Annotated in this window: 30 protein-coding genes and 1 pseudogene; 15 read left to right on the top strand and 16 right to left on the bottom strand. The window is 61.5% G+C overall.

Going from position 1 to position 25,524, the window contains the following annotated elements; genetic code table 11:
• Positions 1 to 143: 143 nt before the first annotated feature.
• The 4 genes from C4Q27_RS24220 to C4Q27_RS24205 all read left to right on the top strand — a co-directional run bounded on the left by C4Q27_RS24220 (position 144) and on the right by C4Q27_RS24205 (position 2,904).
• The gene (locus C4Q27_RS24220) at positions 144 to 635 is read left to right on the top strand and encodes a DUF1543 domain-containing protein (RefSeq protein WP_104887465.1); all 492 of its coding nucleotides are present in this window, start codon (positions 144 to 146) and stop codon (positions 633 to 635) included.
• A 78-nt stretch (positions 636 to 713) separates the two neighbouring features.
• Complete coding sequence (locus C4Q27_RS24215) at positions 714 to 1,484, top strand: SDR family NAD(P)-dependent oxidoreductase (protein WP_064493327.1); 771 nt, start codon at positions 714 to 716, stop codon at positions 1,482 to 1,484.
• Between the two features lie 95 nt (positions 1,485 to 1,579).
• Positions 1,580 to 2,272, top strand: a complete 693-nt coding sequence (locus C4Q27_RS24210) for a DUF421 domain-containing protein (RefSeq protein ID WP_003254014.1) — start codon at positions 1,580 to 1,582, stop codon at positions 2,270 to 2,272.
• 92 nt (positions 2,273 to 2,364) lie between these two features.
• A complete protein-coding gene (locus C4Q27_RS24205; RefSeq protein ID WP_104887464.1) occupies positions 2,365 to 2,904 on the top strand; it encodes a type 1 glutamine amidotransferase domain-containing protein in 540 nt (179 codons plus the stop codon).
• Between the two features lie 56 nt (positions 2,905 to 2,960).
• On the opposite strand, the gene C4Q27_RS24200 is transcribed toward C4Q27_RS24205, so the two are convergent.
• Positions 2,961 to 3,485, bottom strand: a complete 525-nt coding sequence (locus tag C4Q27_RS24200) for a hypothetical protein (RefSeq protein WP_010953640.1) — start codon at positions 3,483 to 3,485, stop codon at positions 2,961 to 2,963.
• A gap of 194 nt (positions 3,486 to 3,679) precedes the next feature.
• Here C4Q27_RS24200 and C4Q27_RS24195 point away from each other — a divergent pair, with 194 nt between their 5' ends.
• The 3 genes and pseudogenes from C4Q27_RS24195 to C4Q27_RS30100 all read left to right on the top strand — a co-directional run.
• Positions 3,680 to 4,537 (top strand): glucose 1-dehydrogenase, encoded by an 858-nt coding sequence (locus tag C4Q27_RS24195; protein ID WP_010953639.1) that lies wholly within the window; start codon positions 3,680 to 3,682, stop codon positions 4,535 to 4,537.
• 168 nt (positions 4,538 to 4,705) lie between these two features.
• Positions 4,706 to 5,170 carry a hemerythrin domain-containing protein gene (locus C4Q27_RS24190; protein ID WP_010953638.1) on the top strand — a complete coding sequence of 155 codons (465 nt, stop codon included), beginning with the start codon at positions 4,706 to 4,708 and terminating at the stop codon, positions 5,168 to 5,170.
• Between the two features lie 75 nt (positions 5,171 to 5,245).
• Positions 5,246 to 5,485: pseudogene (locus tag C4Q27_RS30100) on the top strand (hypothetical protein); the annotation flags it as partial.
• Positions 5,486 to 5,495: 10 nt separating this feature from the next.
• Here C4Q27_RS30100 and C4Q27_RS24180 read toward each other — a convergent pair.
• On the bottom strand, positions 5,496 to 6,437 hold the full coding sequence (locus C4Q27_RS24180) for a GlxA family transcriptional regulator (RefSeq protein ID WP_064493328.1): 942 nt from the start codon (positions 6,435 to 6,437) through the stop codon (positions 5,496 to 5,498).
• Between the two features lie 109 nt (positions 6,438 to 6,546).
• Between C4Q27_RS24180 and C4Q27_RS24175 the strand changes: the two genes are divergently transcribed.
• Together C4Q27_RS24175 and C4Q27_RS24170 are read left to right on the top strand one after the other, a co-directional pair.
• Positions 6,547 to 7,344, top strand: a complete 798-nt coding sequence (locus C4Q27_RS24175; protein WP_064493329.1) for an SDR family oxidoreductase — start codon at positions 6,547 to 6,549, stop codon at positions 7,342 to 7,344.
• A 151-nt stretch (positions 7,345 to 7,495) separates the two neighbouring features.
• Positions 7,496 to 8,503, top strand: a complete 1,008-nt coding sequence (locus tag C4Q27_RS24170; protein WP_104887463.1) for a zinc-binding alcohol dehydrogenase family protein — start codon at positions 7,496 to 7,498, stop codon at positions 8,501 to 8,503.
• Between the two features lie 119 nt (positions 8,504 to 8,622).
• Here C4Q27_RS24170 and C4Q27_RS29335 read toward each other — a convergent pair whose 3' ends face one another.
• Positions 8,623 to 8,796, bottom strand: a complete 174-nt coding sequence (locus tag C4Q27_RS29335) for a hypothetical protein (RefSeq protein WP_017147688.1) — start codon at positions 8,794 to 8,796, stop codon at positions 8,623 to 8,625.
• Between the two features lie 213 nt (positions 8,797 to 9,009).
• On the opposite strand from C4Q27_RS29335, the gene C4Q27_RS24160 reads away from it, so the two are divergent.
• Genes C4Q27_RS24160 through arsH form a run of 4 tightly spaced genes read left to right on the top strand, consistent with a single transcriptional unit; the run spans position 9,010 to position 11,875 of the window.
• The gene (locus tag C4Q27_RS24160) at positions 9,010 to 9,357 is read left to right on the top strand and encodes a metalloregulator ArsR/SmtB family transcription factor (RefSeq protein ID WP_010953634.1); all 348 of its coding nucleotides are present in this window, start codon (positions 9,010 to 9,012) and stop codon (positions 9,355 to 9,357) included.
• A 21-nt stretch (positions 9,358 to 9,378) separates the two neighbouring features.
• Positions 9,379 to 10,662 (top strand): arsenic transporter, encoded by a 1,284-nt coding sequence (locus tag C4Q27_RS24155; protein ID WP_064493331.1) that lies wholly within the window; start codon positions 9,379 to 9,381, stop codon positions 10,660 to 10,662.
• Between the two features lie 27 nt (positions 10,663 to 10,689).
• On the top strand, positions 10,690 to 11,160 hold the full coding sequence (locus C4Q27_RS24150) for an arsenate reductase ArsC (protein ID WP_070383850.1): 471 nt from the start codon (positions 10,690 to 10,692) through the stop codon (positions 11,158 to 11,160).
• 13 nt (positions 11,161 to 11,173) lie between these two features.
• Positions 11,174 to 11,875, top strand: coding sequence for an arsenical resistance protein ArsH (gene arsH, locus C4Q27_RS24145; RefSeq protein ID WP_104887462.1), 702 nt, complete (start codon positions 11,174 to 11,176; stop codon positions 11,873 to 11,875).
• 12 nt (positions 11,876 to 11,887) lie between these two features.
• On the opposite strand, the gene C4Q27_RS24140 is transcribed toward arsH, so the two are convergent.
• The 10 genes from C4Q27_RS24140 to C4Q27_RS24095 form a co-directional block, all read right to left on the bottom strand.
• Complete coding sequence (locus tag C4Q27_RS24140) at positions 11,888 to 13,252, bottom strand: HAMP domain-containing sensor histidine kinase (protein ID WP_010953630.1); 1,365 nt, start codon at positions 13,250 to 13,252, stop codon at positions 11,888 to 11,890.
• Complete coding sequence (locus C4Q27_RS24135; RefSeq protein WP_010953629.1) at positions 13,249 to 13,911, bottom strand: response regulator; 663 nt, start codon at positions 13,909 to 13,911, stop codon at positions 13,249 to 13,251. Before C4Q27_RS24135 ends, C4Q27_RS24140 begins: the two co-directional genes overlap by 4 nt.
• Before the next feature lie 2 nt (positions 13,912 to 13,913).
• Positions 13,914 to 14,555: a hypothetical protein gene (locus C4Q27_RS24130; protein ID WP_064493333.1), complete on the bottom strand. Its 642-nt coding sequence runs from the start codon at positions 14,553 to 14,555 to the stop codon at positions 13,914 to 13,916.
• Entirely contained in the window at positions 14,552 to 15,358 is an 807-nt protein-coding gene (locus C4Q27_RS24125; protein ID WP_064493334.1) for an SDR family oxidoreductase, read from the bottom strand. Before C4Q27_RS24125 ends, C4Q27_RS24130 begins: the two co-directional genes overlap by 4 nt.
• Positions 15,345 to 16,025, bottom strand: a complete 681-nt coding sequence (locus tag C4Q27_RS24120) for a TenA family transcriptional regulator (RefSeq protein WP_104887461.1) — start codon at positions 16,023 to 16,025, stop codon at positions 15,345 to 15,347. The genes C4Q27_RS24125 and C4Q27_RS24120 overlap by 14 nt, the downstream gene beginning before the upstream one ends.
• A gap of 8 nt (positions 16,026 to 16,033) precedes the next feature.
• Positions 16,034 to 17,503, bottom strand: a complete 1,470-nt coding sequence (locus C4Q27_RS24115) for an AMP-binding protein (protein WP_104887460.1) — start codon at positions 17,501 to 17,503, stop codon at positions 16,034 to 16,036.
• Positions 17,493 to 18,173: a thermostable hemolysin gene (locus C4Q27_RS24110; protein ID WP_010953624.1), complete on the bottom strand. Its 681-nt coding sequence runs from the start codon at positions 18,171 to 18,173 to the stop codon at positions 17,493 to 17,495. Before C4Q27_RS24110 ends, C4Q27_RS24115 begins: the two co-directional genes overlap by 11 nt.
• A gap of 117 nt (positions 18,174 to 18,290) precedes the next feature.
• The gene (gene xth, locus C4Q27_RS24105) at positions 18,291 to 19,088 is read right to left on the bottom strand and encodes an exodeoxyribonuclease III (RefSeq protein WP_104887459.1); all 798 of its coding nucleotides are present in this window, start codon (positions 19,086 to 19,088) and stop codon (positions 18,291 to 18,293) included.
• The gene (locus C4Q27_RS24100; protein WP_003254042.1) at positions 19,085 to 19,327 is read right to left on the bottom strand and encodes a hypothetical protein; all 243 of its coding nucleotides are present in this window, start codon (positions 19,325 to 19,327) and stop codon (positions 19,085 to 19,087) included. Before C4Q27_RS24100 ends, xth begins: the two co-directional genes overlap by 4 nt.
• A 66-nt stretch (positions 19,328 to 19,393) precedes the next feature.
• Complete coding sequence (locus C4Q27_RS24095; RefSeq protein ID WP_232968615.1) at positions 19,394 to 19,729, bottom strand: hypothetical protein; 336 nt, start codon at positions 19,727 to 19,729, stop codon at positions 19,394 to 19,396.
• 102 nt (positions 19,730 to 19,831) lie between these two features.
• On the opposite strand from C4Q27_RS24095, the gene C4Q27_RS24090 reads away from it, so the two are divergent.
• Positions 19,832 to 20,383: a GNAT family N-acetyltransferase gene (locus tag C4Q27_RS24090; protein ID WP_064490956.1), complete on the top strand. Its 552-nt coding sequence runs from the start codon at positions 19,832 to 19,834 to the stop codon at positions 20,381 to 20,383.
• Positions 20,384 to 20,554: 171 nt separating this feature from the next.
• On the opposite strand, the gene C4Q27_RS24080 is transcribed toward C4Q27_RS24090, so the two are convergent.
• Together C4Q27_RS24080 and C4Q27_RS24075 are read right to left on the bottom strand one after the other, a co-directional pair.
• Positions 20,555 to 21,739 (bottom strand): M20 aminoacylase family protein, encoded by a 1,185-nt coding sequence (locus C4Q27_RS24080; protein WP_104887456.1) that lies wholly within the window; start codon positions 21,737 to 21,739, stop codon positions 20,555 to 20,557.
• A gap of 1 nt (position 21,740) precedes the next feature.
• Positions 21,741 to 23,042: an MFS transporter gene (locus C4Q27_RS24075; RefSeq protein WP_064490954.1), complete on the bottom strand. Its 1,302-nt coding sequence runs from the start codon at positions 23,040 to 23,042 to the stop codon at positions 21,741 to 21,743.
• Positions 23,043 to 23,415: 373 nt separating this feature from the next.
• Here C4Q27_RS24075 and C4Q27_RS24070 point away from each other — a divergent pair, with 373 nt between their 5' ends.
• Positions 23,416 to 24,546 carry a porin gene (locus tag C4Q27_RS24070; protein WP_104887455.1) on the top strand — a complete coding sequence of 377 codons (1,131 nt, stop codon included), beginning with the start codon at positions 23,416 to 23,418 and terminating at the stop codon, positions 24,544 to 24,546.
• On the opposite strand, the gene C4Q27_RS24065 is transcribed toward C4Q27_RS24070, so the two are convergent.
• Positions 24,523 to 25,461 carry a LysR family transcriptional regulator gene (locus C4Q27_RS24065; protein ID WP_010953617.1) on the bottom strand — a complete coding sequence of 313 codons (939 nt, stop codon included), beginning with the start codon at positions 25,459 to 25,461 and terminating at the stop codon, positions 24,523 to 24,525. The genes C4Q27_RS24070 and C4Q27_RS24065 overlap by 24 nt on opposite strands.
• Positions 25,462 to 25,524 lie beyond the last annotated feature (63 nt).

The raw sequence follows: 25,524 nt of genomic DNA, 5'->3' as shown, positions 1-25,524 counted from the left end.
TGGGAAATATTATACAATAGTAGACTCTTGTACACATATTCGCTGGAGCATGTACAGATTTCAATGCCAAGCATGCACATTTCTGCAAGCCTCGCGCCCCCGTTATCGAACACCCATGAAAGTCGAGATAGAAGGAATTGCTCATGCTGTACGTCGTCATGCTCGGTGGACGCCACCCACGGACCAATATCGAGGTCCACGACGTGTTGTTCGCGCAGGCGGACTCACTTGAACAGGCCTACCCCCATCTGCGCCAAGCCTGGTTCGGGAGCCGAACGGGCCTGCACATCGACTCATGGATGGAAGTCGACGGTATTGGCCGCTACCGCGTCGCGTTCAGTCAGGTAGCGCCTGGCCCACACGAACCCAGGTTGTTCTTCATCAACCTTGGCGGTTACGAGCCCGGAGTGTTTGGCGAGGCACACCGCTACCTGCTGGTGGTGGCGAAGGACAAGGCCGAGGCCAGGCAACTGGGCAAACAGCGCCTGCAGGCAGACTGGCTCAAGCCGCATACCGACGCGGTACTGGACGTCGACGATTGCCTGCCGATCGACTGGGTGAACGACCGTTACGTGCACTTGATCGAAGGGCCACATGACGGCTTACGGCAGTACAGCGACTATATCCTGCTGTGAGCTCACCCCTGCCAGGTGCAAGAACGTTGGCAGGCATCACAGGACGAGGCGCCAGCGCCCAGCCAAGAGGACACTCCGATGAGCCTGATCAACGACCTTCAGACACCCGCCAACGTGCTGGTCTGCGGGGCCAGCCAAGGGATTGGCCTGGCATTGTGCACGCAGTTGCTGGCGCGCGATGACATCGGGCTGGTGTTCGCCGTTTCGCGACGAGCCACCACCAGCCCTGCGCTGGATACCTTGTTCACAGAGCACGGGCGACGGTTGGTTCGCCTCGACTGCGACGCCCGGTCCGAGCAGGCACTGCACACTCTGGCAGCACAGGTGGGCGCCTGCTGCGACCAGCTGAACCTGGTCTTCAGCACGCTTGGCGTGCTGCAAGAAGGCCCGGCACGGGCTGAAAAAGCGCTCAACCAGCTTGATATGGCGGGGTTGCTGAGCAGTTTCACAACCAACTGTTTCGCCCCTGTCCTGCTGCTCAAGCATTTGCTGCCGCTGCTGCGTCGGCACCCAATGGCCTTCGTCGCCTTGTCGGCGCGGGTCGGGTCGATCGGCGACAATCACCTGGGGGGCTGGTACAGCTACCGTGCCAGCAAAGCCGCGCTCAACCAGCTTCTGCGCACTGCAAGCATCGAGCTGAAGCGACTGAACCCCGCGTCAACGGTACTTGCATTGCATCCCGGCACCACCGACACCCAGCTTTCCCGACCCTTTCAGGGCAATGTGCCGCCGGGCAAACTGTTCTCGCCCGCGTTTGCCGCCACCTGCATCCTGGCACTTGTGAGCCGTCACGGCCCGGCGCAGAGCGGAACGTTCTGGGCGTGGGATGGCACGCCGATTCCCTGGTGACGCGCGCGGAGAGTTGCAGGCCAAGTCGATGAACCAGCCCTGAGCGAGAACGGTCAACCCTTTATCTGACAACGGCAGAAGGAAGGGTGGAACGAATGGTTTCGTTTGATCTGCAACGGATGCTGATAGGCGACTTCCCTTTTACCTTTCTGCTGGAAGTTGCTGTGCGTGTTTCAGCGGCCTTCCTGGCCGTGTTCTTCTTTCTGAAATTCAGTGGCCGGCGCGGGATCAGACAGCTGTCCCGGTTCGAACTCGTGGTCATTCTCACCCTGGGCTCAGCTGCCGGCGATGTGACCTTTTACGAGGACGTACCGCTGCTTCCGGTGGCCTTGGTTTTCCTCACGCTGTTCATGCTTTACCGAGGAACGGTCTACCTCATGAGGCGAAACAGAACCTGCGAGGCCTGGATCGACGGGCTGCCGGTCACGGTAGTGAAAGATGGCATGTACGAAATCCATTCGCTGCGGCACATGAACATTTCACCGAATGAGCTGTTCATGGAGCTACGCCAGCAAGGTGTCGAGCACCTGGGTCAGGTTCGACTGGGCCTTCTGGAAACCGATGGCGATCTCAGTTTGTACTTCTACGATCAGCAAGACACACGCCCAGGCCTGTCAGTGCTGCCGGTCGAGCATCGCCCGGAGTACACATCGCCGCCCGGCGCCGGGTTGCATTGCTGCGTGAGCTGTGGTTTCCCGGCCTACCATGAGCCTCATGACACCCTGGCGTGTTCACGTTGCGGTCATACGGTCTGGTCGCCTGCATTGGATACCGTGCGCAACCGTTAGCAGGTTCTCCCCATATCGCCAGGCATCGAGCAGGAACTTTGCTTGCTGTTTGCAGGCCCTTATGAAAGGCCTATCAGCATGAGGAGAAAATGATGAGTGCCCAATTGAACGGTAAGCGCGTGGCCTTTCTGGTCACCGATGGCTTTGAACAGGTGGAACTGACCGGCCCGCGTGAAGCCTTGGAAAACAGCGGCGCGGTGGTCGATATCCTGAGCGAGAAAGAAGGCACGGTACGTGGCTGGAACCATGACGAACCCGCCGACGCGTTCAGCGTGGATGCGACTTTCGACAGTGCGCAGCTTGACCTCTACGACGCTTTGGTGCTGCCTGGCGGTGTGCAGAACTCCGACACCATTCGCTTGATCCCCGGCGCGCAGAAACTGCTAAAAAGCCATGATGCGGCCGGCAGGCCGGTGGCGGTTATCTGCCACGGCGCGTGGCTGCTGATATCGAGCGGGTTGGCCAAAGGCAAACGAATGACCAGCTACAAGACCTTGCAAGATGACATTCGCAATGCGGGCGGTACGTGGGTGGATGAACAAGTGGTGGTCGATGGCAACCTCATCACCAGCCGCCAGCCGGACGACATCCCCGCCTTCAATGAGCAGTTGATCAAGGCACTGGCAGACTGACCCTGGTTCTGTTCAGTGCGTGCTGGTTGCCCATGGTGGCGACCAGCGCGCGCTGATCACGCCAGCTGGATGAAAACCGAATAGCTGCCCAGCAACACCCAGAAGCACAGGAAAATCCAGGGCGTGCGCAAGGAAAACAGCAGCGATTTGCGGTGCCCCGCCTGAGAGGTTTCGGCCTCGCAGAACAGCGGCGACTCGTCATAGGCCAGCCCCATCAGCGGCTCGCTGCGCAGCAAGTGGCTCTGCTTCATCTGCCAGTGCTCGATAATCCGGAAGGCCGCGCGGATGCCAGGCCAGGCATTCAGTGTACTGAGCACGCCGAGCAGTGCGAGAAAAGCCGGGACCATCAGGGTGAACATTTCGCCCCAGCTTTGGTTCAGGTTACCCATCGATGACACGTAGGCGATCACCAGGAACGACTGGGCCGCAAGATAAGCGTCGGTACGGTTGGCCAGGATGGTGGTCTCATACTGAATTTCGCGTCGATAGAAATCCAGCCGCTCCTTGGGCGTACCGAACATCCTCTCGTTCGTCTGATCGATCTCATGTTCCGGCGTGGAAGGCGTGATGATTCGAGGCACTGCAGACTCCTTGATAACGTGGGCCTCACCCATGCCAGCAGGCCCCGTCAGCGGTAGAGCTAGGCGGAGGGTAAAAATTCACTGGGAATGGGTGCATCAACCGCTCGTCGCTCAGCACGAAGATCCACTTCAACACTGGCCTGGCGCGCCTTTCGAACGGGAATGAGCGTTCCAACCCTGCAGGAGCTTCCAGCATGAGCGACTACCCTACCCCTCCATTCCCATCCCAACCGCAAAGCGTTCCCGGTTCCCAGCGCAAGATGGATCCGTATCCGGACTGCGGTGAGCAGAGCTACACCGGCAACAATCGCCTCGCAGGCAAGATCGCCTTGATAACCGGTGCTGACAGTGGCATCGGGCGTGCGGTGGCGATTGCCTATGCCCGAGAAGGCGCTGACGTTGCCATTGCCTATCTGAATGAACACGACGATGCGCAGGAAACCGCGCGCTGGGTCAAAGCGGCTGGCCGCCAGTGCCTGCTGCTGCCCGGCGACCTGGCACAGAAACAGCACTGCCACGACATCGTCGACAAGACAGTGGCGCAGTTTGGTCGCATCGATATCCTGGTCAACAACGCCGCGTTCCAGATGGCCCATGAAAGCCTGGACGACATTGACGACGATGAATGGGTGAAGACCTTCGATACCAACATCACCGCCATTTTCCGCATTTGCCAGCGCGCCTTGCCCTCGATGCCAAAGGGCGGTTCGATCATCAACACCAGCTCGGTCAACTCTGACGACCCGTCACCCAGCCTGTTGGCCTATGCCGCGACCAAAGGGGCCATTGCCAATTTCACCGCAGGCCTTGCGCAACTGCTTGGCAAGCAGGGCATTCGCGTCAACAGCGTCGCACCCGGCCCGATCTGGACCCCGCTGATCCCGGCCACCATGCCTGATGAGGCGGTGAGAAACTTCGGTTCCGGTTACCCGATGGGACGGCCGGGTCAACCTGTGGAGGTGGCGCCAATCTATGTCTTGCTGGGGTCCGATGAAGCCAGCTACATCTCGGGTTCGCGTTACGCCGTGACGGGGGGCAAACCTATTCTGTGATCGTGCTGCCGGCGCCTGCTGACGCGGGCCTCGGCGCCTCTGGCAGAGCGGTATCGAGCCTGAGCTTGACGCGTGCCCTACCAGACGTCATCAGCGTTGAACCCTGCCGCCCACTGCTACTCAACCTCATGCAAGCCATTTTTCATTCGCCCGCGACGAGGTGACACCATGAATGCTATCGACCTGCTGGTTCAAGACCATAAATTAGTCAAGAAGCTGCTGGAAGAGCTCTGTGCGACCACAGAGCGTGCCGTGAAGAAACGCGCCGAACTGCTGCAACGCATTGAGCAGGAACTGCAAATCCACACCGCTCTGGAGGAGGACATTCTCTACCCGGCGATCAAGCAAGCCGGTGGTAAAGAGGAAGCCAAGATGTATTACGAAGCCAAGGAAGAACACCGGACTGTCGACGCCCTGGTGCTGCCTGATCTGCTTCATACGCAGCCAGGCACGCTTGAGTTCGCCGGTCGGGTCAAGGTGATGAAGGAGCTGCTTGAGCATCACATCGAGGAAGAGGAGGAAGAACTCTTCCCCACCGCGAAAAAGCTCCTCGGCAAAGACCAACTGGACGAGCTGGGGCTCGCCATGCAAGCCCAGAAAAAACTGCTCAAGGGTGAGCAACGGGCCGCTTGAATCAAAGGCGCCAGGCCGGGTCGGGCACGACCGGCCCGGCCTGACGCCAGGGATTAATGTTTGGGACTCGCTTCGATGGAGAGCTGGATCGAATTGCTGGAGTGGCCGGCCATGGTGGTCACAGTGGTGGCAGCCTGGTGCATCGGGTCGCACCGCCCAGGACGGCGCATGGTCGGCTTCTGCTGTTTCATCGCCAGCAACATACTGTGGTCAGTCTGGGGGTGGCATACCCAGGCCTGGGCTTTGATTGTGCTGCAGCTTGTGTTGTGCCTCATGAACCTGAGGGGGTGGCGCAAGAACAAAAGCGCTTCAAGTAAATCGCAGGTCACACTTGCCGGGCATCCCTTCGCACCGCCTGAGGAGGTACGCCCAACACACGGACGAATACCTCGCGCAGGTGCCGGCGGTCCCTGAACCCGGTTTCCTTGGCCACCACCTCCAGGCTGTGCCGGCTCTGCTCGATCATCAGCCGGGCAGCCTCCAGCCGCAGGCCCTCGATGGCCTTGGCGGGTGACTGCCCGGTTTCGGCGGTGAATACACGGGTGAACTGCCGCGGGCTCAGGTGCGCCACCTGGGCCAGCTCTTCCACGCACAATGGGCGGCTGAGGTGCCTGCGCGCGTAATCCAGGGCGCTCTGGATACGGTCCGTCCTGGGCGACAGCGACAACAGTTCGGAGTGCTGGCACTGCCCGCCAGAACGGCGTTGGTGCATGACCATCTTGTGCGCTACCGACCTGGCCATCTCGTTACCCAGATCCTTTTCCACCATGCCCAGGGCCATGTCCAGGGCGGCGGTCATGCCGGCGGACGTCCAAATCGGCCCATCGACGATGAAGATCCGGTCTTCCTCGACGTCGATCTTCGGGTGCAACTCACGCAACTTGTTCGCGTAGGCCCAGTGGGTTGTAGCACGCCGCCCATCCAGCACCCCGGCCTGCGCCAGAACGAAACTCCCGGTGCATAGGCCCGCAGTGCGCCGCGCAGCGTCGACAAAGCCCCGTACGCTGGCCAGCACCTCGTCACCGGGTGGCGTCAACGGCGTCAGCGTACCCGTCACCATCCAGGTGTCGGCCAGGCCAGGGGCAGCCAACGGCAGCGTCTCGACAGACATCCCCAGCGAGGAGCGTAGCGTGCCGCCCCCGACAGAAAAGTTCTCGAGCCTGTAAACCGCTTTGCCGGCGACGATATTGGCAAACTCGAACACGGTTTGCGTTGCCAGGCACATGATCTGAAAGCCTTCGGTTAACAAATAGCCGACCCGGTGCATGCTTGAGCCCCTCTGAGCAATGTCCTGAAAAACTACCATATACGTCCTTTAAGACAAAAACTGTCTTCTGCATGATGGCTCCACCCACACAAAGCAACGGAGTATCACCATGACACAGGCATTCAAAGGCACCGCGCTTGTCACCGGCGCGTCCACCGGCATCGGTTCGCTCTACGCAGAACAGTTGGCACGCCGCGGCTATGACCTGGTACTGGTGGCCCGCAACCGGGAACGCCTCAACGCATTGGCGGCCCGGCTCACCACCGAAACGCGGCAGAACGTGGAAGTGTTCCCGGCCGACCTGGCCAATACAGATGACCTTGCCAAGGTAGAACGCAAGCTGCGCGAAGACGCCAGCATCAGCATGCTGGTGAACAACGCGGGCATCGGCACCCACACCAGCCTGCTGGAAAGCGATGTCGAACGCATGGCCGAAATGATCAGCCTGAACGTCACCGCCCTCACCCGCCTGACCTATGCGGCTGTACCCGGTTTTGTAGCGCGCAAGCAGGGGGCGATCATCAATATCTCGTCCATCGTCAGCCTGGCGCCAGAACTGCTCAACGGCGTATACGGCGGCAGCAAGGCGTACGTCACTGCGTTCACCCAGTCCCTGAACAAGGAGCTGGCGGGCAAGGGGGTTCAGGTGCAGGCGGTACTGCCCGGGGCTACCGCCACTGACTTCTGGCAAATCGGTGGCTTACCGGTCGAAAACCTCGACCCCGGCATCGTGATGTCGGCCCAGGACCTGGTGGACGGTGCGCTGCAGGACTTCGACAACGGAGTGCTGATCTCCTTGCCGTCGATGCAAGATCTGCAAGCCTTCGACCAATACGAAGCTGCCCGGCAGGCCTTGTTCAGCCAGCTGTCCAGCAACCAGCTTGCACCGCGTTACAGCGCCAGCTGACGGATGCGCGTGAGGCGCTTACGCTTGGTAACGAGTGCCTCACACCATTTTCACTGAGGGAGAGAAAGTCTTGCGCTATTTGGCCAGTTTATCGACTTAATCCAAACCACTAGCCTGAGCTCACTTTTCCAATACCCAAGAGGTTGCGCCCATGAAGGCTGTCGTTTACACCCAACCCGGTTTGCCGATCCAGGACCCACAGTCGCTGTATGACGCGCAGTTGCCCGAACCCAAACCGGGTGCCCGGGATCTGCTGGTCGAGGTAAAGGCCATTGCTGTCAACCCGGTCGACACGAAAATCCGCGCGAGCCGCGGCGGTGAGCAACCACAGGTTCTTGGCTGGGATGCGGTTGGCGTTGTTCGCGAGGTTGGGCCAGAGGTCACGTTGTTCCAACCTGGCGATGAGGTTTACTACGCCGGTGCCATCGACCGTGCTGGCAGCTACAGCGAGCGCCATGTGGTGGACGAGCGTATCGTCGGACACAAGCCCCGCAGCCTGGACAACGCCAGTGCCGCAGCCCTGCCCCTAACTTCCATCACCGCATGGGAGCTGCTGTTCGACCGCCTGGGTGTCGAAGAAAACGGGGGCCAGGGCCAAAGCCTACTGGTGATCGGAGCCGCCGGCGGAGTGGGCTCGATCCTGGTCCAGCTCGCCAGCAAGCTCACACAGCTGGTGGTCATCGGCACAGCGTCGAGGCCTGAAACCAAAGCCTGGGTCAAGGAACTGGGGGCGCATCATGTCATCGATCACACCAAACCCATCCCGCATCAACTGGAAGCGCTCAATCTGAGCCAGGTCGACCATGTGATCAGCCTGACCCATACCGACACCTACCTCCCCCAACTGGTCGAAGTGCTTCGTCCACAAGGCAAGCTCGCGCTGATCGACGACCCGGCGCAACTGGATGTCATGCCGCTCAAGCGCAAATCCCTCTCCCTGCACTGGGAGCTCATGTTCACGCGTTCGCTGTACCAGACCGAGGACATGATCAAGCAGCATCAACTACTCGATCGCATTTCACAGCTGGTCGATGATGGGGTGCTCAAGACCACCCTCGGCGAGCACTACGGCACCATCAACGCCGAGCACCTCAAACGCGCTCACGCCCTGATCGAGAGCGGGAAAGCACGCGGCAAGATTGTTCTGGAAGGTTTCTGATCGCGTTCCGGTTCTGATCCAGGGCTCAGCTTTCAAGACCACCCCGGCCTCCGCTTCGCGAATGCACAAGCCATGAATCACCACCTGAAAGGAACGTTTCCCGGCGGCGGCTGGCCTCCTCAAGGTTTTGCAGTGCGCCCTTTTTTCCACTGCGCCCTGGAGACACCTTCAGCGTAGCCGGTGACACCGATCGCTACCTGCTGAATGCGGCCGCCATGCTGAAGGAAGGCCTCGACCTGCTCGCAGATGCGAACATGGGCTTTTTGGGCCGCGCTGGGGTACGTCTGGGACATGTTGGCATCTCGGTTATGAGCCACTGAACGACAGTCACCCGAGCAAGCACTATACACCCTGCATTGCCATCAGCGTCTGAAGCCTACCAAAACCCTGCTTTTGTCGACCGAAGGGCATGGCGATGGTGAGCTGCAAGCGCACAAGCCCAGGAAGGCTTGCCAGTACATATGGAAATACGTATATTCGGCTTTCCGCATGTACAGGCACCCCCCATGATCACACCGCCCGATGTCTTCAAGAGCCTCTCTGACGAAACCCGCGCTCGCGCCACTCTGCTTATCGCCAGCCTGGGCGAACTGTGCGTCTGCGAGCTTATGTGCGCGCTCAACGACAGCCAGCCCAAGATCAGTCGCCATCTGGCACAACTGCGCAGCAATGGCATGCTGCTGGACCGCCGTCAGGGCCAGTGGGTGTATTACCGCCTGAATCCGGAGCTGCCTTCCTGGGTTCACGAAATGCTTCAGGTCACCTTGCAAGCCAATTCGCAATGGCTGGCTGACAATGCCCTTCGGCTGAAGAACATGGACGGTCGCCCCGTGCGTGATTCCGTCTGCTGCTGATCATCACCAAGCGAGATTTTCATGCTGCCCGCCATTGCTGTCTTCGTGTTCACCCTCATACTGGTCATCTGGCAGCCCAAGGGGCTCGGTGTTGGCTGGAGCGCCGCGCTAGGCGCCATCATCGCCCTGGCTACAGGCGTAGTTTCCCTGCATGACATCCCTGCCGTATGGGCCATTGTCTGGAACGCCACCGCCACGTTCATCGCGGTCATCATCATCAGCTTGCTGTTGGATGAGGCGGGTTTCTTCGAATGGGCCGCTTTGCATGTGGCGCGCTGGGCTAACGGCGGCGGCTACCGCCTGTTCGCCTTCTGCGTACTGCTCGGCGCCGCTGTATCGGCGCTGTTCGCCAACGACGGTGCGGCGCTGATCCTCACCCCCATCGTCATGTCGATGCTGCTCGCGCTGCGCTTTTCGCCCGCCGCGACACTGGCCTTTGTCATGGCCGCGGGCTTCATTGCCGACACGGCAAGCCTGCCGCTGGTGGTCTCCAACCTGGTCAACATCGTCTCGACCGACTACTTCGGCCTGGGCTTCGCCGAATACGCATCGGTGATGGTGCCGGTGAACATCGCCAGCGTGGCGGCCACCCTGCTGGTGCTATTCCTGTACTTCCGTCGTGATATCCCCAAGCAGTACGCGCTCGATGCGCTGAAGGCGCCGAGCGAGGCAATTCATGACCACGCCACCTTCAAAGTCGGTGGGTGGGTGCTGCTGGTGCTGCTTGCAGGCCTGTTCGCACTGGAGCCTCTGGGCATACCGATCAGTGCGGTGGCCGCCGTCTGTGCCACAATCCTCTTTGCCGTGGCCGCTCGCGGTCACCGCATCTCAACCCGTCGCGTGCTGCGGGAAGCGCCATGGCAGGTGGTGATATTTTCGCTGGGCATGTATCTGGTGGTGTACGGCCTGAAGAACGCCGGCCTTACCGACATGCTCACCCACCTGCTGGACACGCTTGCCGAGCAGGGCCTGTGGAGCGCGGCCATTGGCACCGGGTTGATTTCCGCCCTGCTGTCCTCAGTCATGAACAACATGCCCAGCGTGCTGATCGGCGCATTGTCGATCCAGGCCAGCGGTGCAGAGGGCCTGGTACGTGAGGCGATGATCTACGCCAACGTCATCGGTTGCGACCTCGGCCCGAAGATCACCCCGATCGGCAGCCTCGCCACGCTGCTTTGGCTGCATGTGCTGGCGCGTAAAGGCGTGCGCATCACCTGGGGTTACTACTTCAAGGTCGGCCTGCTGCTCACGGTACCGGTTTTGCTGATCACCCTTTCTGCTCTGGCACTGCGCCTGAGCCTCTGACGTTCGCCCCCAGCGGAGGAGCCCTCCATGCGAGTCCTGTTCATGTGCACGGCCAACAGCTGCCGCAGCATCCTTTCCGAAGCAATGTTCAACCACCTGGCACCGCCCGGTTTCGAGGCAGTCAGCTCTGGCAGCTTCCCCAAGGGCCAGGTGTTGCCACGCAGCCTGAGCACGTTGCAGCAAGCCAATATCTCGACCAAGGGCCTGAGCAGCAAAGGTAACGATGCGTTCGAGGGCAACCCGCCTGACATCGTCATCACCGTCTGCGACAAGGCCGCGGGCGAGGCCTGCCCGGTGTATTTCGGCCCTGCGCTGAAGTCGCATTGGGGGCTGGAAGACCCGTCCGATGTCGTGGGTGACGAAGCTTCGGTCGATGCGGCGTTCCGGGCCACACTGGCCCGCATCGAATCTCGCTGCCAGGCCTTCTTCGCGCTGCCGTTCGATCACCTCGACCGCGAGCAGCTCAAGCACGCGCTGGATCGCATCGGCTCGCTTTGAACAGGAAGAAAACATGTCCGAGCAACTGCCTAACCTCGACCTCACGCTGTTCGACCTGCCGCCTTCGGCAACCCCGACCTGCGAACACAAACCTCGCATCCTGCTGCTGTACGGGTCTACCCGAGAACGCTCCTTCAGTCGCTTGCTGGTAGAAGAAGCCGCGCGTCTGCTGGAGCACTTCGGTGCCGAAACCCGCACCTTCGACCCGTCGGGCCTGCCGCTGCCTGACGATGTACCCGTAGAGCATCCCAAGGTGCAGGAGCTGCGTGAACTGGTGCAGTGGTCAGAAGGCCAGGTGTGGTGCTCGCCAGAGCGCCATGGAGCGATGTCGGCGGTGTTCAAGGCACAGATCGACTGGATTCCCTTGGCGCTGGGGGCATTGCGCCCCACCCAAGGCAAGACCCTGGCCGTGATGCAGGTGTGCGGCGGATCGCAGTCGTTCAACGTGGTCAACCAGTTGCGTGTGCTGGGCCGCTGGATGCGGATGTTCACCATCCCGAACCAGTCTTCGGTACCCAAGGCTTATCTGGAGTTCGACGACACCGGGCGGATGAAGCCATCGCCGTACTACGATCGCGTGGTTGATGTCATGGAGGAGCTGGTGAAGTTCACCGTGCTGCTGCGCGACCGCCAGGCATTCCTGGTGGATCGCTATTCGGAGCGCAAGGAAAGCGCCGAGCAGCTGTCTGAGCGGGTCAATCAGCGATCCATCTGACGCAAACGTGATTCAAGATAGTGGAAACGACAGGGTAGCGGCCAGCCCGCCACCCGCTCTGTTTTCAAGGCGTACCTGCCCCCCCATACGGTCGATGATGGTCGCGACGATGGACAGCCCAAGGCCAGCACCATTTGGGCTATTTCGGCTGTAAAAGCGCTCGAATACACGGGACAGGCTCTCCTCATCGATACCCGTCCCTTCATCCTCGACGACCAGTTCGACGCTGCTGTCCAGACGCCGCAGTGACACGGCGATGCGCCCCCCAGGCGGTGAGTGTTCTACCGCGTTGGACACCAGGTTCTGTAGCGCAATGCCCAGCGCGCCGGCGTCGATCTGCAGGTGGTGGTCCCCTTCGTCGATGTCCAGCGAGGGTTCCAGGCCACGGTCCAGTATCCATGGGGTCAGTTCAGCCAGGGTTTCGGTGACGACCTCGGCCAGGTCGATCCGGGTGCTGGCTCGCTGCCCCAGTCTTGGCTCGACGCGGGCCAAGGTCAGCAACTGGTTGACCACCCGTGTCAGCCGATCGACCCCGCCCACAAGAAAGCCCAGGGCTTTCTGGCGCTCGGCATCATTGCTGGCGGCCAGCGCGTTCTGCGCGTGCAGGCGCAATACGGCCAGAGGCGTACGCATTTCGTGGGCAGCATCGGCAATGAAGCGATGCTCACGCCGCAGCAGATCGTCGATCTGCGCCAGCAAGCGATTGATGGCCGCCTGCATGGGTTCCAGTTCAGTGGGAAGCGGTACCAGTTGCAGCGGCTCCAGCGAATCTGCATGGCGCCTGCGGATGACATTGGCCATGTTCTGCAGTGGCCGCAGCCCCCAGCCGATCGCAGCCCACACCAGCAGTGCCAACGCCAGGCTGCCAAGCAGGAACGGGAACAGCGTGTGGCGAACGATGCGGTCGATCAGGTCGTAGCGCACATCATCACGCTCACCCACCCAGATAAGCCAGTGTTTTTCCGGGACCGGCAAAACGAAACCGCGCCATTGTTCACCGCCACTGGAAAAGTCATAGAACCCCGGAGCAGTGGGTGGTGGGTCGATGGGTGGCGCACTGGGTGTATGCACCAGCAACGCCATGCCTTCACCCCAGACCTGGAATGCCAGCTTGCTTTCGTAAGGGTGCCCCACCTGGTGCCGCCCCGCTTTGCCCAAGGCATCGTTGAAGGCCTGATACAGCGCCTCACGCGAGCCCTCTTGTACCGGCATGCTCATGACGCCTTGCAGCAAACGCGCGTTCTGGGCCAGGTGCGCGTCATACACCTCGTTAATTTCGTGGCTGCTGTCGTGGTAGTTATAGAGCGCGAGCAAGCCGGTACCGAGTAGCAGCAAGAGCATCACGCGCCACAGCGTGCGCTGGCGAAGCGAGGTCATGCCTTGACCTCGACCAGATAGCCGATGCCGCGCACCGTGCGAATCAGGCCGTTGAACAGCTTCTTGCGCAAATGGTAGATGTTCACCTCCAGCGTGTTGCTCTCCGGCTCTTCATCCCAGCCATACAGCAGTTGAGTCAGGCGCTCACGTGTGAATACCTTGCCGGGCTGTGCCAGCAACTCATGCAACAGCACATACTCTTTGGGGGTGAGCACAACCTCGACGCCGTTGTATTGCACTTGCTGGGTGGTCGGGTCCAGGCTGACCCCGGCATGCTCGATCAGCACCTTGGCGCGCCCGACGCTGCGCCGCAGCAAGGCGCGCAGGCGTGCCTTGAGCTCATTGAGGTCGAAAGGCTTGACCAGGTAATCATCGGCGCCGGCATCCAGGCCGGCAATGCGATCATCGAGGGCATCCCGCGCGGTGAGGATCAGCACCGGCAAGCTGTCGCCGCCGGCGCGTAATCGCCTGAGTAGCTCGAGGCCATCCATGCGGGGCAATCCAAGATCCAGGATCACCAGGTCGAAGGTCTCGTGCTGCAACGCATGCAAGCCACTGACACCGTCGCGCAACCAGTCGAGGGTGTAACCCTCCTGGCGCAAGCCGTCGCAGATCCCTTCCCCCAGTGCGATGTCATCCTCAACCAGCAACAGCCGCATGTTCAGTCCTGTTTGTCCTTGATGGCCTTGAGTAAAGCATCGATATCGGCACGCCGGCCCTGGTCAGCCAACTCACGCCCCGGCCGGGGCGGTGCCTGCAAGGCTTTCTGCAGGGCGGCGGTAGCTTCAGGGTAGCGCTTCTGCCGATAAAGATGATCGGCCCAGAAATAGTTGCTGTCGATACCGTCGGGGTTGATCTGCAAGGCTTTGCGCAGCATCTTGTCGGCCATCTCGGCATCACCGAAACCGATAGGCCAGCCGGGCACCTGGTCATACAGCGTGCCCAGGCTGGTGTAGGCCGAACCTTGCAGGGCGTTTGGGTCCAGCGTCATGGCCTGCTCCAGGCTGGCTTTCGCCGCCTTGACCTTGCCCAGTGCACCGAGGCCACCCGTCGCCCCCGCCCAACTGCTGTTGATGATGCCCTCCCAGATCAAGGGTTCAGGTGTGCCGGGATACTGACGAACAAACGTTGCTGCATCGCCTGCCAGCTTTTCGAAGGCGTCGGCACGCTTATCCTTGGGCATTTGGTACTGAATCTGCGCCCAGCGCTGCTGCAGATCACTCAGGCGCTGGCTGCCTGCCTGGTCCAATGCCCAGGTGAAGGGTGCAAATGCCAGCAAGCTGGCAATGAACAGACGCTTCATTTGTTCGACTCCTTGGAGTGGCTGCCGATATAGCGGCGAATGACTGGCAGTTGCTTGCGCAGTGCGCGGTCGACCATGCCCGGCAACATGCCGTTGATACGCACGAAGAGCTTTTCCGGCCACCCCAGGTAAAGCTCGGTGCGCTCGGATTGCACCGCCTGGAGCACAGCACGGGCGACGTCCGCCGGGTCGTCCATACCAACTTTCAGCGCTTGATTGAGCGCAGTCGCAGCGCTGCTGTTCATCGTTGTGCGGGTCGCCCGGGGGGCGGCATACAGCACGTTCACCGTGGTATCGGCCAACTCGCGGCGCAGCGCTTCCGAAAAACCACGCAGCGCAAACTTGCTGGCGCAGTAGGTGGCGTAGCCGGGGTAGCCGATCGAGCCATAGGTCGACCCGACATTGACCACCAACGCCTTGGGTTGAGCGCGCAGCAACGGCAGGCAGGCGCGTGTCAGTTGCAGGGGAGCCTTCAGGTTGATGTCCAATAGCTCGTCCAGCGCATACTCATCCAGCTGGTCGAGCAGAGCGAAGCGATTCACGCCAGCAGCGTTGATCAGCACATTCACAGCCCCCATCTCGCGTGCCCGCTCGATGACCTGTTCGCGCCCTGACGGGCTGCGCAGGTCGGCTTCCTGCCAGCGCAGACGATCAGGGTACCGGTTCATCAGGCCAGCCAGCTTGCCCATATGCCGACTGACGGCCAACACCTGGGCACCGGCAGCGCAGAGCTGTTCAGCCAGCGCCAGGCCTATGCCCCCACTGGCGCCGGTGAGGATTACCACGGACTCAGCCAAACGCATGGTGCACCTCTTGCTGCCCGGCACGCGGCAAGCCCTGGAACATCTCGGTGTACAAGCGGTAGACGACCTTGGCCGCGTGGAGGACGGCCTGCTGGTCACCGGCATCGTCGAGGCGGTCCATCAACCGTTTGTAGGTCACCATGTGCTCCTGGTCGAGCGCACCGTGCGAGCTGAGGTAGCTGAACGCCTGGTCAGGCAGGGCCAATGTGCTCTGGATAACGCCCGCCGCCTGGGTGGCAAGGGCGATGCTGGTGCCTTCGAGCACGTTGACCATGCCGAACAACCCGACCGGGTTGCCACGGGCGATCAGGTCGTACAGGTAGGCGACCATCAGCTCGATGGATTGCACCGGCTGGCCATCGCGCACGGCCTCCCAGTCACCGCCGCACGCGTTGATGTCGTTGAGGATCCACTGCTCGTGGCCGTATTCCTCCTCAATGTATTCGCAGACCGCGCCGCGCAGCCACTCCAGCCGCAGCGGCAATCGAGCCCCACAGGCCATCATCAGTGGCACGGTATGACGCACGTGGTAATAGGCCTGGGTCAGGAACGCGACGTAGCTGTCCAGGCTGACCTGGCCGGCCAGCGCTTCGCGGATCACCGGTACGGCGAACAGCGCCTGACGCTCTTGGGCGGTTTGTACTTGCAGGGTGTCGAAAAAGGACATTGTGAACCTCACAACGAGATGTCGGACAACAGGGTGTGGTAACGCTGCAAGATCGCCTCACGTCGCGGGCGGCCATTGGCAGTCAGGGTTTCGTCAAGCGTGCTCAGAGGCATTGGCAAGCGGCGCCAGGCTTGCACCCTGGCGTAATCGGGCAATCGCGCGTTGCATTGCTGTACGGCCTGTTCGATGGCCTCGTCGCTGATGCCGGGATCCAGCGGCCAGAACAAGGCAAGGTTGCGTGGCAAGGCCTCGCCATGCACGAAAGCCTGGGCGATCACGCCACTTTGGCTCAGCTCGGCTTCCACCCACTCCGGGTTGACGTTGCGCCCGAAACTGGTGATGAACTGATGCTTCTTGCGGCCATTCAGGTAGAGGTAGCCCTCCTCATCGAGGTGGCCTACATCGCCTGTTGCCCACCACTGCCCTGTTACAGGCGGCTCTCCCAGGTAGCCCAGCAGTGTCGAGCCGGCCACCAGGACTTCGCCATCCTCGGCGATGCGCACCTGCACATGCGGCAATGGCTTGCCGACGCTCCCAGGGCGCACAGCCCCTGTGCGGTTGAGCGCCACTACCGAGGCGCACTCGGACAAGCCGTAACCTTCGAACACCGGCAAACCGACCGCCTCGGCCCGCGCGAGCAGGCTTGGCGATACCCGAGCACCGCCTACCGCCACCAAACGCAGTGGGCCGACCCGCATCAGCCCACGCTCGATCGCTGTCACCAACCCCATCAGCAGCTGCGGCACAAGGATCAGGCTCTGCGCCCCACTGAGGGCGATTGCGCCCAGCAGGCGCTTGAAATCGACCTGGCTTGCCCCTCCCATCCCCAACTGCTGCTGCGGATAGAGCTGCACACAAGCGCCAGCCATGAGCGCGGCGTAGACGCCCAGGTTTTCCAGCAGAACACCCAGTGGCAGTACCGCCAGGTATCGCTGCGGCGCGGTTGGGCGGCTGGCGGCCTCCAGCTCATGCGCCACACGCAGCAGGGTTTCAGCGCTCAGGCACACGCCTTTGGGCGTGCCGGTGCTACCGGAGGTGTAAGTGATCTTGGCAGTGCCCTCAGGCAGCGCCGGGGCGACAACACTGTCACGCCGCCAGACGCCAGCTGGCGCCTGCCGGGCAAAACCAAGCGCAATGAGCTGTTCGGCCCACTGCGCCTCGCACACGGCCGCCGTGACTCCGCTTTGCTGCAAGCAGTGCTGGAACTGGGTCGCGCTGAAAAACGGCGGCACTGTCACACTGGCGCGTTCGGCGAACAGCGCCGCCAAATCCCAGAATAGCGCTTCGGGCCCGTTATCCAGCACCACGGCGAAGGTTCCCGGTGGTTGGCTACGCAGGCAACCCGCACGGGATTCGACTTCGTCGAGCAGTTGCCGGTAGGTGTAACGCTGCGCATCGCCCTGAACGGCCACGGCGTCAGGATGCTCCACGGCGTGCTGGCGCAACAGTGCCTGAAAGGCAGTCAGTTCATGCCGCATGGCCGGTCTCCAGGGCTAACATGGGAAACCCAAGCCGCTCGAACATGCCCGCCTGCTTCAGGGCATCGAAGCCAACGCCTATGTTGCCGGCAAATACCTGGGGTCGCTGGTCGTAGTAGGTCCCCCACTGGTCCACTTGGCCCTGCAAGCGCGCAGGATCCGCTGAGGCCAGAACGGTGGGCACCAGCCCCAGTCGCCGGAAACTGTTGAACAGTGTCGCGGCGCCCGTGAATGCGACCCACTCCAGACCTCGCATGGCCAGCAACCACGTCACGGCGATGATCATTATTCGAGCGCTGCCGGCGCTGAGCGAGGCCAGGTTGCCCACCTCTACCATGCAGTTGCGATCTGGCGAGGCACCGGTTACCCGTGAAACGGCCGATTCCAGAGGCTCGTCCAGATACCGCTCAAGAAAGAGCGGCCCTTCGCTGGCCGGCCGCATGCCTGCCGCCGCGATCAGGCGACCGTGGCTACCCTGCAAGGCAAGCAGCTCCGGCAGGTAATGCTGCACATCCGCCTGGTGCACACTGGCAAAGCGCTCGTGTATGAAGTGCTCCAGCTCGCCTCGCCCATGATCGCCGCTAAGGTGAAGAGAAAGGTGCGCCTGATGATCGGCATGGCTACCGATGGGTAACGGAAGCAAACTGTGCCATTGATGAGACTGAGTCATGAAGTTTCCCCCGCCTAGGTGCGACGGAGGAAATTATCGGGGCCGAATCTGAATGCAATCTGAAGTCGGCTACTGTCGGAGCGCCTCAGCCCGGCGCTCGTTCATGTGCTGAACCGACTATGACCGAGCACGACGCGTACCCAGCTCGATCCAGACGGGCGCATGGTCGCTGGCCTTGGCCTCGTTGCGCACCCATGCATCGACACCCGCCCGTTTCAGATAAGGCGCAAGCTCGCGATTGAGCAACAGGTGATCGATTCGCAACCCGGCATTGCGGGCCCAGTGGTTACGGAAATAGTCCCAGAAGGTGTAGACACGCTCGTCCGGGTACAGATGGCGTATGGCATCGAGCCAGCCCTGGTCAAGCAGTCGTTGGTAACACGCTCGCGACTCAGGCTGCAGCAGTGCGTCCTTCAGCCAGGAACGCGGGTTATAGATGTCCATGTCGGTGGGCACGACATTGAAATCCCCTGCCAGCAGCGTGGGGTGGCCACTTTCCTGGAGGCTGCGCGCATGCTGGATCAGGCATTCGAACCAGTGCAGCTTGTAATCGAACTTGGGCCCGGGCTGCGGGTTGCCGTTCGGCAGGTAGAGACAAGCGACCAACACCCCGTGTGCCGCAGCTTCCAGATAGCGGCTCTGGCTGTCCTCTTCCAGGCCGGGCAAGCCGCGGCGAACCTCGAGCGGATCCCTGCCCCGCACCAGAATGGCCACGCCGTTCCATGACGGTTGCCCATGATGAAGGCTGCCATAGCCTGCTGCCTCCAGCTCCGCGCGAGGGAACTGCTGATCGGCCGCCTTCAGCTCCTGCAGGCAGGCAATGTCGGGCTGCTCCCGCTCCAGCCAGGCCAGCAGCGCCGGCAAACGGCTGCGGATGCCATTGATGTTGAAGGTAGCAATCTTCAGCGCTTTCATGCGTCCGGGTCGCTCACATGGGCCTGCACGGCATCTTCCAGCGCGCGGATATGCGCCTCATCGGCCAGCGCCTTGAGCGCCAACCAGTCGTCCCAGTCGATGGCACCGTCGTCGCGCAGGGCCTCGGCTGTGCGAAGCAGTTCATGGTGGTAGGCATCCGGTGACGCGCGCCGGTAACTGATGTCGTCGTACTGGGCGTACCAGGCTTCAAGCTCGGGAATGTTGCGTTCGATGCTCATGAAAGCGTCCTCGCTGTACCCTTTGCTTGTCAGAACCCGGGCACAGCGCGACGTTCAATCAGGACGTCACTGAAAGTAATGGGGATACCGTGCCATGTCGCTCTCCAGCTTGTTCGCATCCGCTGCCCTCTTGCGCACTTCGGCATAAAACAGCTGGCACTGGTTCTGAAACCTGGTGAAATCGCGGTTGGCGGTTTCAATGGCACTGCTCAGGTCGCTGCCCTTGAGGCCTTCGACAAGCCGCTGTGACGAGGTATACGCCTGCCAGCAGGCTTCAACCTGCTGCAGCCCCTTTGCAAGGTTCTCGGTGTCGATAGTCGCCATTGCAGCACCCTCTTTGGACCGAGCCTGGTCCGTCGGTGTGAATCGCCAGAGCGACGATAACGGGATGAAGCCTGTCACGACGCGCTTCGGCTAAGAGCGTAGACTATTTCGGCGCAGACGCATGGATACCAGGTTTCACAAGTCTCAGACGCATTATCCGCAAGCTCAGGAGCGAGTGCCATGGATTGCCTTCCAACGCTGTTCACAGACCGTCTTGTTCTCACACCCCTTCAGTTGGGAGATGCAGCAACCATTCAGAAACTGTTCCCCCAGTGGGAGATCGTCCGTTATCTGGACCGTCGTGTGCCGTGGCCTTACCCGGAAGACGGCGCATTGATCTATGTGCGCGATATCGCCCTGCCGGCCATGGTGGCGGGCCGCGAATGGCACTGGATGATCCGGCTGCGCGATGCAACCGAGAACGCCATTGGCAGCATCAGCCTGTATGAACAGCCTGGAAACAACCGAGGCTTCTGGCTTGCACCGCAGTGGTGGGGGCAAGGCTATATGCGCGAAGCATGTCAGGTCATCAACACATACTGGTTCGAGACATTGTCGCGTCCGGTCATGCAGGTTCCCAAAGCGGTTGCCAACCATGCTTCACGCAGGGTTTCGGAGTATGAGGGCATGCGCAGGGTGGCAACGCGAGACGGGCATTTTGTCGCTGGGCAGATGCGGGTAGAGGTATGGGAGATGACACGCAGTGCCTGGCTCGACAGGACGCAAACCTGACCCTACCTCGGCCTTCGCAGATGATGCAGGGTCAAAAGGCAGTCCAGCCTGCGGGCGCGGGCTTGCTCGCGAACACCGGCGAAGTCGGTGCCATGCACCGCCGGGCATTCTCCGCGGCAAAGGCGGCACCTGCCGGAGCTGTGGAAGCCCCGGCAAGCCCCGACAAAGGGGTCAACGCAGATAGTCCTGAACCCACTTCACCCAACAATCAGCGCCAATCTTCACCAACGCATCATTGAAATCGTAGTGGGGGTTATGCACCGAGCACCCATGGAACTCGCCCGTGCCATTGCCCAGCATGAAGTAACAGCCAGGCCGCGCCTGCAACATGTAGGCAAAGTCTTCGGTGCCCATGACCTTCTTCGGCATCTTGTCCAGCAGCGCGCCGTCGGCGAACAACGGCCTCAGGCTGTCACGCAGCAACGTGCTTTCGTGATCGCTGTTGCACAAGGCGGGCGCCAGTTGGGTGAATTGCACCTCGATCTCCACGCCATAGCTTTCTGCGTGCCCCTTGGCCAAGGCGTCAATGCGGCTGTTGATCTTCTGCTGGGTCTGGGCCGTGTCAGTGCGCACGCTCAGCAACATGCAGGCCTCGTCAGGGATGATGTTGTAGACGGTGCCGGCCTGGATCATGCCGATGCTGATCACGGCGTAGTCCTCGACGCTCAGGTTGCGCGACTTGATGGTCTGGATGCCACTGATCAGGCTGTTCAACGCCATCACCGGGTCTACCGACAGTTCCGGCATCGCACCATGCCCGCCTTTACCGGTAATCCGAATGCTGACACGTTCGGAAGACGCCATGGTAGGCCCCGCCTGCACCACGCACGTGCCCACCGGCAAGCCGGGCATGTTATGCAGCGCATACACCGAGTCGCACGGAAAGCGCTCGAACAGGCCGTCGTCGATCATCGCCTTGGCCCCTGCCAGGCCCTCCTCGTCGGGCTGGAATATCACATTCAACGTCCCGTTGAACTGGCGTGTAGTCGCCAGTTGCGCAGCGGCTGCCAGCAGGATCGCGGTATGCCCGTCATGGCCACAGGCATGCATGCGGCCGGGGATCTTGCTGGCATGCGCAAACGCATTCTTTTCGCCCATGGGCAGTGCGTCCATGTCTGCACGCAAACCGATGCTGCGCGGGCTGTCCCCCACTTTCAGCACGCCGACCACACCATGCCCGCCCACATTGCGATGCACTTCATAGCCCAAAGCTTGCAGCTTGTCGGCTACCAGGGCCGCCGTATCGGGGGTGTCGCCGCCAATTTCCGGCGCAGCGTGGATCTGCCGGCGCAGCATGACGAACTCATCCAGCTCGGCGGCTGAGCCCGGTGTTTGATTGCTCTGCAAAATACCCATATCACTCGCATCCTTTGTTTTCAGGGAAGTATCTGAGGCAGGCCAGGCTGACGACGCCGCCGGCCAGCAGGAAGTAGGCTGGCGCCAACGGCGTGCCCAGCGCTGCAATCAGCCAGGTGGCCACCAACGGCGAAAAACCACCGAACAGGGTCACCCCCAGGCTGTAGCTGACCGAGGTGCCGAACGAGCGCCTGGCCTTCGGGAAGCCCTCCATGATCAGCGCGAAGAACGCACCGGCACCGATACAGGTCGGCAAGATCAGGATCGCCACGCCCATCATGGCCAGGCCCATGTGCTGCACTTGCCCAAGCAGATAGAACACGGGCAGGGTCAACACCACCGGCGCGGCGACCGTCCACACCAGCAGGCGTTTTCTGAGCTGATACTTGTCGGCGAATTTGCCGGCCAACGGGCAGATGACGGCCATGCAACCGCTACTGATGCAGGCAATCGCCATCGCGCTGCCGGGTGGATAATGCAAGGCGGTGGTCAGGTAGGTCGGCATGTAGAACACGAACAGGTACATGCCAATGGTCGAGCTGGCCATCAGGCCGATGCCTTGGGCGATGCGTTTGAGCAGTTCGGCATCCAGCCCCTGCGCTGCCTTCTGCGCCGGTGCGGCCTCATGGGTTTCCGGCAACCGCGTGCGTATGTACCAACCGACTGGCCCGATCAGCAGGCCGAAGATGAACGGTATGCGCCATCCCCAGCTTTCCAGCGCGGCAGGGTCGAGCAACTGGCTGAGGGCCAGGCCAAAGCCGGCCCCCACCAAGGCGGCATAGCCTTGGCTGGCGGCCTGCCAGCTGACGCTCTGGCAGCGATTGCCGACCGCACTGGATTCCATCAGGAACACCGACGCGGTACCGACCTCTCCGCCTGCCGACATGCCCTGGATGAGCCGGCCGGTCACCAGTAGCAAGGTGGCGAAAATCCCGATCTGTGAATACGTGGGCGCGAAGGCAATCATTGCGGTGCCCAGGGTCATCAGCCCGATGGTCAGGCTCAAAGCGGCCTTGCGTCCATGCCGGTCAGCATAGCGACCGATGACCATCGCCCCGACCGGGCGCATCAGGAAACCGACGCCAAAGGTGGCCAGCGACATCAACAACGACGCCATGGCCGAGTCAGAGGGGAAGAAGTGCTTGCCGATCAGTACAGCGAAGAAGCTGTAGATCGTGAAGTCGTACATTTCCAGCGCATTGCCCAACGAGCAGGCGACCAAGGTTTTACGGGAGGACGATACCTGCGCGGCTGAATGCGCACCTTTTTGCAGGCTTGGCGATGTGGGTAGCGGTCTGATCATTGTTGTCTCCGTTGGCAAATCGCGGCGTGCAGCGAATATCAGCCAATCGGGCACCCAATACACTTGCAGTTTCGGCATAGGGATAACCAATGAGCAATTTGCCGGCGCGATCGTTGGCCAAATTGCCCTGAGCTGGCGCACAGTCCGCCCTCGCTCCGCGCGCGGCCCCAATAACGCCCACAGATCAGCATCCGTAGCGCAGCGTTGGCGCGGGTACGAAGCCTGTCTAACGCGGATGCGCTCGCCAATCCACACGCCGCGCCAGCCCCTGATTAACCAAACGGCATGACCTGACCGAATAAGCAATCACGCTGCAACGTTCTGTTCACCGACGCTAAAGCCACCACATCACCGTGCTGGCCTGGAGTCGTGAATGAACACTCGCATTACGTCGTTGCTGTTGATGATCCAAGGGGCTTGCCTTGCTGGGCAGGCACAGGCAGAGGGTTTTCCGACGCTCGCGCGGATTGCGCCGGGTTTTGGTTATTACGGGCTGGATTACGGTTTCGATGACACGCTCAAGGTGTACGGCACCGTGGATGCATTCGCCAGCTATCACGACTCACAGCACCACTCGGGTTTCAGGCTGGCCGGTGGCGGCGCCTGGACCAACAAGCTCGGGCTGTACGCACGCAAGGCGCTTGACCCCGATACCGTGGTGGAGCTTGACGTCGAGGAGGGTTTCAACCTCAATGGCGAGGCCCTGGAGGGCACCTGGGATACCGTCGGCACCCTGCGCCTGGCGACAGTCGCCCTGCGCTCGCGCACCCTGGGCAAGCTCGAGTTCGGCAAGACCTACGGCATGGCCACGCCCACCTACGCCGACCCGTTCCTGGCCACCTATGGCTCGCCCTACACCTACCTGGCCCTGCCTGCCGCCGGCAAGGGCGCCTTTTACCTTGACCTGCGCCCCAAGCACACCCTGGCCTACACCAGCCCGACCTTCAGCGGCTTCAGCCTCGGTACCGCGCTGAGCTTCGGCTTCGACGATGCCGCCAGCGCTGGGCGCACCGTGCGTGGCGGTGGCGCACGGCTGCAGTACCGCAACAGCCGGGTGATGTTGCTGGCCTCCTACAACCGTTACTACAGCGACCCATGGGACGACGGCGGCGTTTCACGCCAGACCGCCAACGATTTCAAGAGCCTGTCGGCGTTCTACGATTTCGGCCCGCTGGCCACCAGCCTCACCTGGCAGCGTCAGGATGTGGACCAGGCCGGCACGCCCAGCACCACGCTGTACACCTTCGGCATGATGGCGCCAGTGGGCGAACTGGACGTGCTGCGCCTGGCTGTGATGCAACGCCAGGTCAGCGCCCGCGACAAGGACGCGTGGGGTGTGATGATCGGCTACGACCATTTCATCAACCCCCGCTGGGCCCTTTATGGACGCCTCGGCATGATCGCCAACCAGCGCGCCTCGTCGGTCACCTACGCCGGCACCCCGGTGGATCAGGCGGGCGATAACCCAAGCAACGTCTCGCTAGGCATGTACTACCACTTCTGACCCCACGGGGCGGGTCTGCTTGAGCACCTGCCCGCGCAAGCTGTGGAACAGCTCCTGGGCAGGCGCCGTGAGGCTGTGGCGGTCAATGCAGACCAGGTTGATGGGGTAATCCGGAATCAACTCCTGCACCGCCATGGCGACGAACTCGCAATCGATACCGTAGGTAAACCCTTGGTCCACCGCCAGTTCGCTGATGGTCATCAACGATTCCGTGTTCTTCAACAGCTTCAGCGCCATCATCACTGAAGTGCATTCAACGGTGTTCTGTGGCACCCGAAGGCCGTTGGCCTCGAACAGTTGGTGAAACTGCGAAGCCTGGTCGGACAACTCGTCCAGGCTGATCCAGGGGGCGTATTGCAAGGTGCGCAGTGACTGGCTGAACTTCTGCCGATTCGAGGCGTGGCAAATCACCCTGCCCTTGATACTGCCCAGCGCCTCCCAGTCCAGGCTCAGCCGACTCAGCGGTTGCTGCGAAGTAATGGCAAAGTCCAGGCTGCCATCGCGCAAGCGCTGCAGGATCTGGCTGGGGCGCAAGTCGGTGATGGTGATCTTCACCCGCGGGTACTTGCGCCGAAAGGCCAGGATACTTTCATCGACGCCATCGAGCATCGCCGTCAACGACGTCACCCCGATCGACACGGCGCCCAGCGCCGCATCCTGAATGCTCGCCGCTTCGATCTGCAGGCGGCGTATGCTCTCTACCACGAGGTTGGCGTGGCGGATGACACGCTTGCCTTCCTCGGTAAGGGCCATGCCTTTGTGCGACCGCTGCAACAGGGTAAACCCCACCTCCCGCTCCAGCTCCTTGATCGAACGGCTCAGCGCGGGCTGAGTAATGTGCATGAGCTTGGAGGCTTCGAGGATGCTGCCTGCGTTATGAATGGCGACCAGCGCCCTGAGTTGGTGAAGTTTCAACCGTCTGTACCTTGTTGTTAGCGGCCGATTCGAAAGGTGTTCTGGCAGCCCTGACAGCCGTTG

It is taken from the genome of Pseudomonas sp. SWI36, assembly GCF_002948105.1.
Lineage (GTDB): Bacteria > Pseudomonadota > Gammaproteobacteria > Pseudomonadales > Pseudomonadaceae > Aquipseudomonas > Aquipseudomonas alloputida.
Note: the sequence above shows the minus strand (reverse complement) of the source record. Positions and strands in the feature narration are given on the sequence as shown.

Coding starts and splice junctions, on each gene's coding strand:
- C4Q27_RS24175 (WP_064493329.1), top strand. CDS start 6,547: ATGACACAGGCATTCAAAGGCACCGCGCTTGTCACCGGCGCGTCCACC.
- C4Q27_RS24190 (WP_010953638.1), top strand. CDS start 4,706: ATGAATGCTATCGACCTGCTGGTTCAAGACCATAAATTAGTCAAGAAG.
- C4Q27_RS24170 (WP_104887463.1), top strand. CDS start 7,496: ATGAAGGCTGTCGTTTACACCCAACCCGGTTTGCCGATCCAGGACCCA.
- C4Q27_RS24070 (WP_104887455.1), top strand. CDS start 23,416: ATGAACACTCGCATTACGTCGTTGCTGTTGATGATCCAAGGGGCTTGC.
- C4Q27_RS24210 (WP_003254014.1), top strand. CDS start 1,580: ATGGTTTCGTTTGATCTGCAACGGATGCTGATAGGCGACTTCCCTTTT.
- C4Q27_RS24195 (WP_010953639.1), top strand. CDS start 3,680: ATGAGCGACTACCCTACCCCTCCATTCCCATCCCAACCGCAAAGCGTT.
- C4Q27_RS24155 (WP_064493331.1), top strand. CDS start 9,379: ATGCTGCCCGCCATTGCTGTCTTCGTGTTCACCCTCATACTGGTCATC.
- C4Q27_RS24120 (WP_104887461.1), bottom strand. CDS start 16,025: ATGTCCTTTTTCGACACCCTGCAAGTACAAACCGCCCAAGAGCGTCAG.
- C4Q27_RS24100 (WP_003254042.1), bottom strand. CDS start 19,327: ATGAGCATCGAACGCAACATTCCCGAGCTTGAAGCCTGGTACGCCCAG.
- C4Q27_RS24135 (WP_010953629.1), bottom strand. CDS start 13,911: ATGCGGCTGTTGCTGGTTGAGGATGACATCGCACTGGGGGAAGGGATC.
- C4Q27_RS24130 (WP_064493333.1), bottom strand. CDS start 14,555: ATGAAGCGTCTGTTCATTGCCAGCTTGCTGGCATTTGCACCCTTCACC.
- C4Q27_RS24180 (WP_064493328.1), bottom strand. CDS start 6,437: ATGCACCGGGTCGGCTATTTGTTAACCGAAGGCTTTCAGATCATGTGC.
- C4Q27_RS24160 (WP_010953634.1), top strand. CDS start 9,010: ATGATCACACCGCCCGATGTCTTCAAGAGCCTCTCTGACGAAACCCGC.
- C4Q27_RS24115 (WP_104887460.1), bottom strand. CDS start 17,503: ATGCGGCATGAACTGACTGCCTTTCAGGCACTGTTGCGCCAGCACGCC.
- C4Q27_RS24090 (WP_064490956.1), top strand. CDS start 19,832: ATGGATTGCCTTCCAACGCTGTTCACAGACCGTCTTGTTCTCACACCC.
- C4Q27_RS24220 (WP_104887465.1), top strand. CDS start 144: ATGCTGTACGTCGTCATGCTCGGTGGACGCCACCCACGGACCAATATC.
- C4Q27_RS24110 (WP_010953624.1), bottom strand. CDS start 18,173: ATGACTCAGTCTCATCAATGGCACAGTTTGCTTCCGTTACCCATCGGT.
- C4Q27_RS24140 (WP_010953630.1), bottom strand. CDS start 13,252: ATGACCTCGCTTCGCCAGCGCACGCTGTGGCGCGTGATGCTCTTGCTG.
- C4Q27_RS29335 (WP_017147688.1), bottom strand. CDS start 8,796: ATGTCCCAGACGTACCCCAGCGCGGCCCAAAAAGCCCATGTTCGCATC.
- C4Q27_RS24215 (WP_064493327.1), top strand. CDS start 714: ATGAGCCTGATCAACGACCTTCAGACACCCGCCAACGTGCTGGTCTGC.
- C4Q27_RS24150 (WP_070383850.1), top strand. CDS start 10,690: ATGCGAGTCCTGTTCATGTGCACGGCCAACAGCTGCCGCAGCATCCTT.
- C4Q27_RS24075 (WP_064490954.1), bottom strand. CDS start 23,042: ATGATCAGACCGCTACCCACATCGCCAAGCCTGCAAAAAGGTGCGCAT.
- arsH (WP_104887462.1), top strand. CDS start 11,174: ATGTCCGAGCAACTGCCTAACCTCGACCTCACGCTGTTCGACCTGCCG.
- C4Q27_RS24205 (WP_104887464.1), top strand. CDS start 2,365: ATGAGTGCCCAATTGAACGGTAAGCGCGTGGCCTTTCTGGTCACCGAT.
- xth (WP_104887459.1), bottom strand. CDS start 19,088: ATGAAAGCGCTGAAGATTGCTACCTTCAACATCAATGGCATCCGCAGC.
- C4Q27_RS24125 (WP_064493334.1), bottom strand. CDS start 15,358: ATGCGTTTGGCTGAGTCCGTGGTAATCCTCACCGGCGCCAGTGGGGGC.
- C4Q27_RS24080 (WP_104887456.1), bottom strand. CDS start 21,739: ATGGGTATTTTGCAGAGCAATCAAACACCGGGCTCAGCCGCCGAGCTG.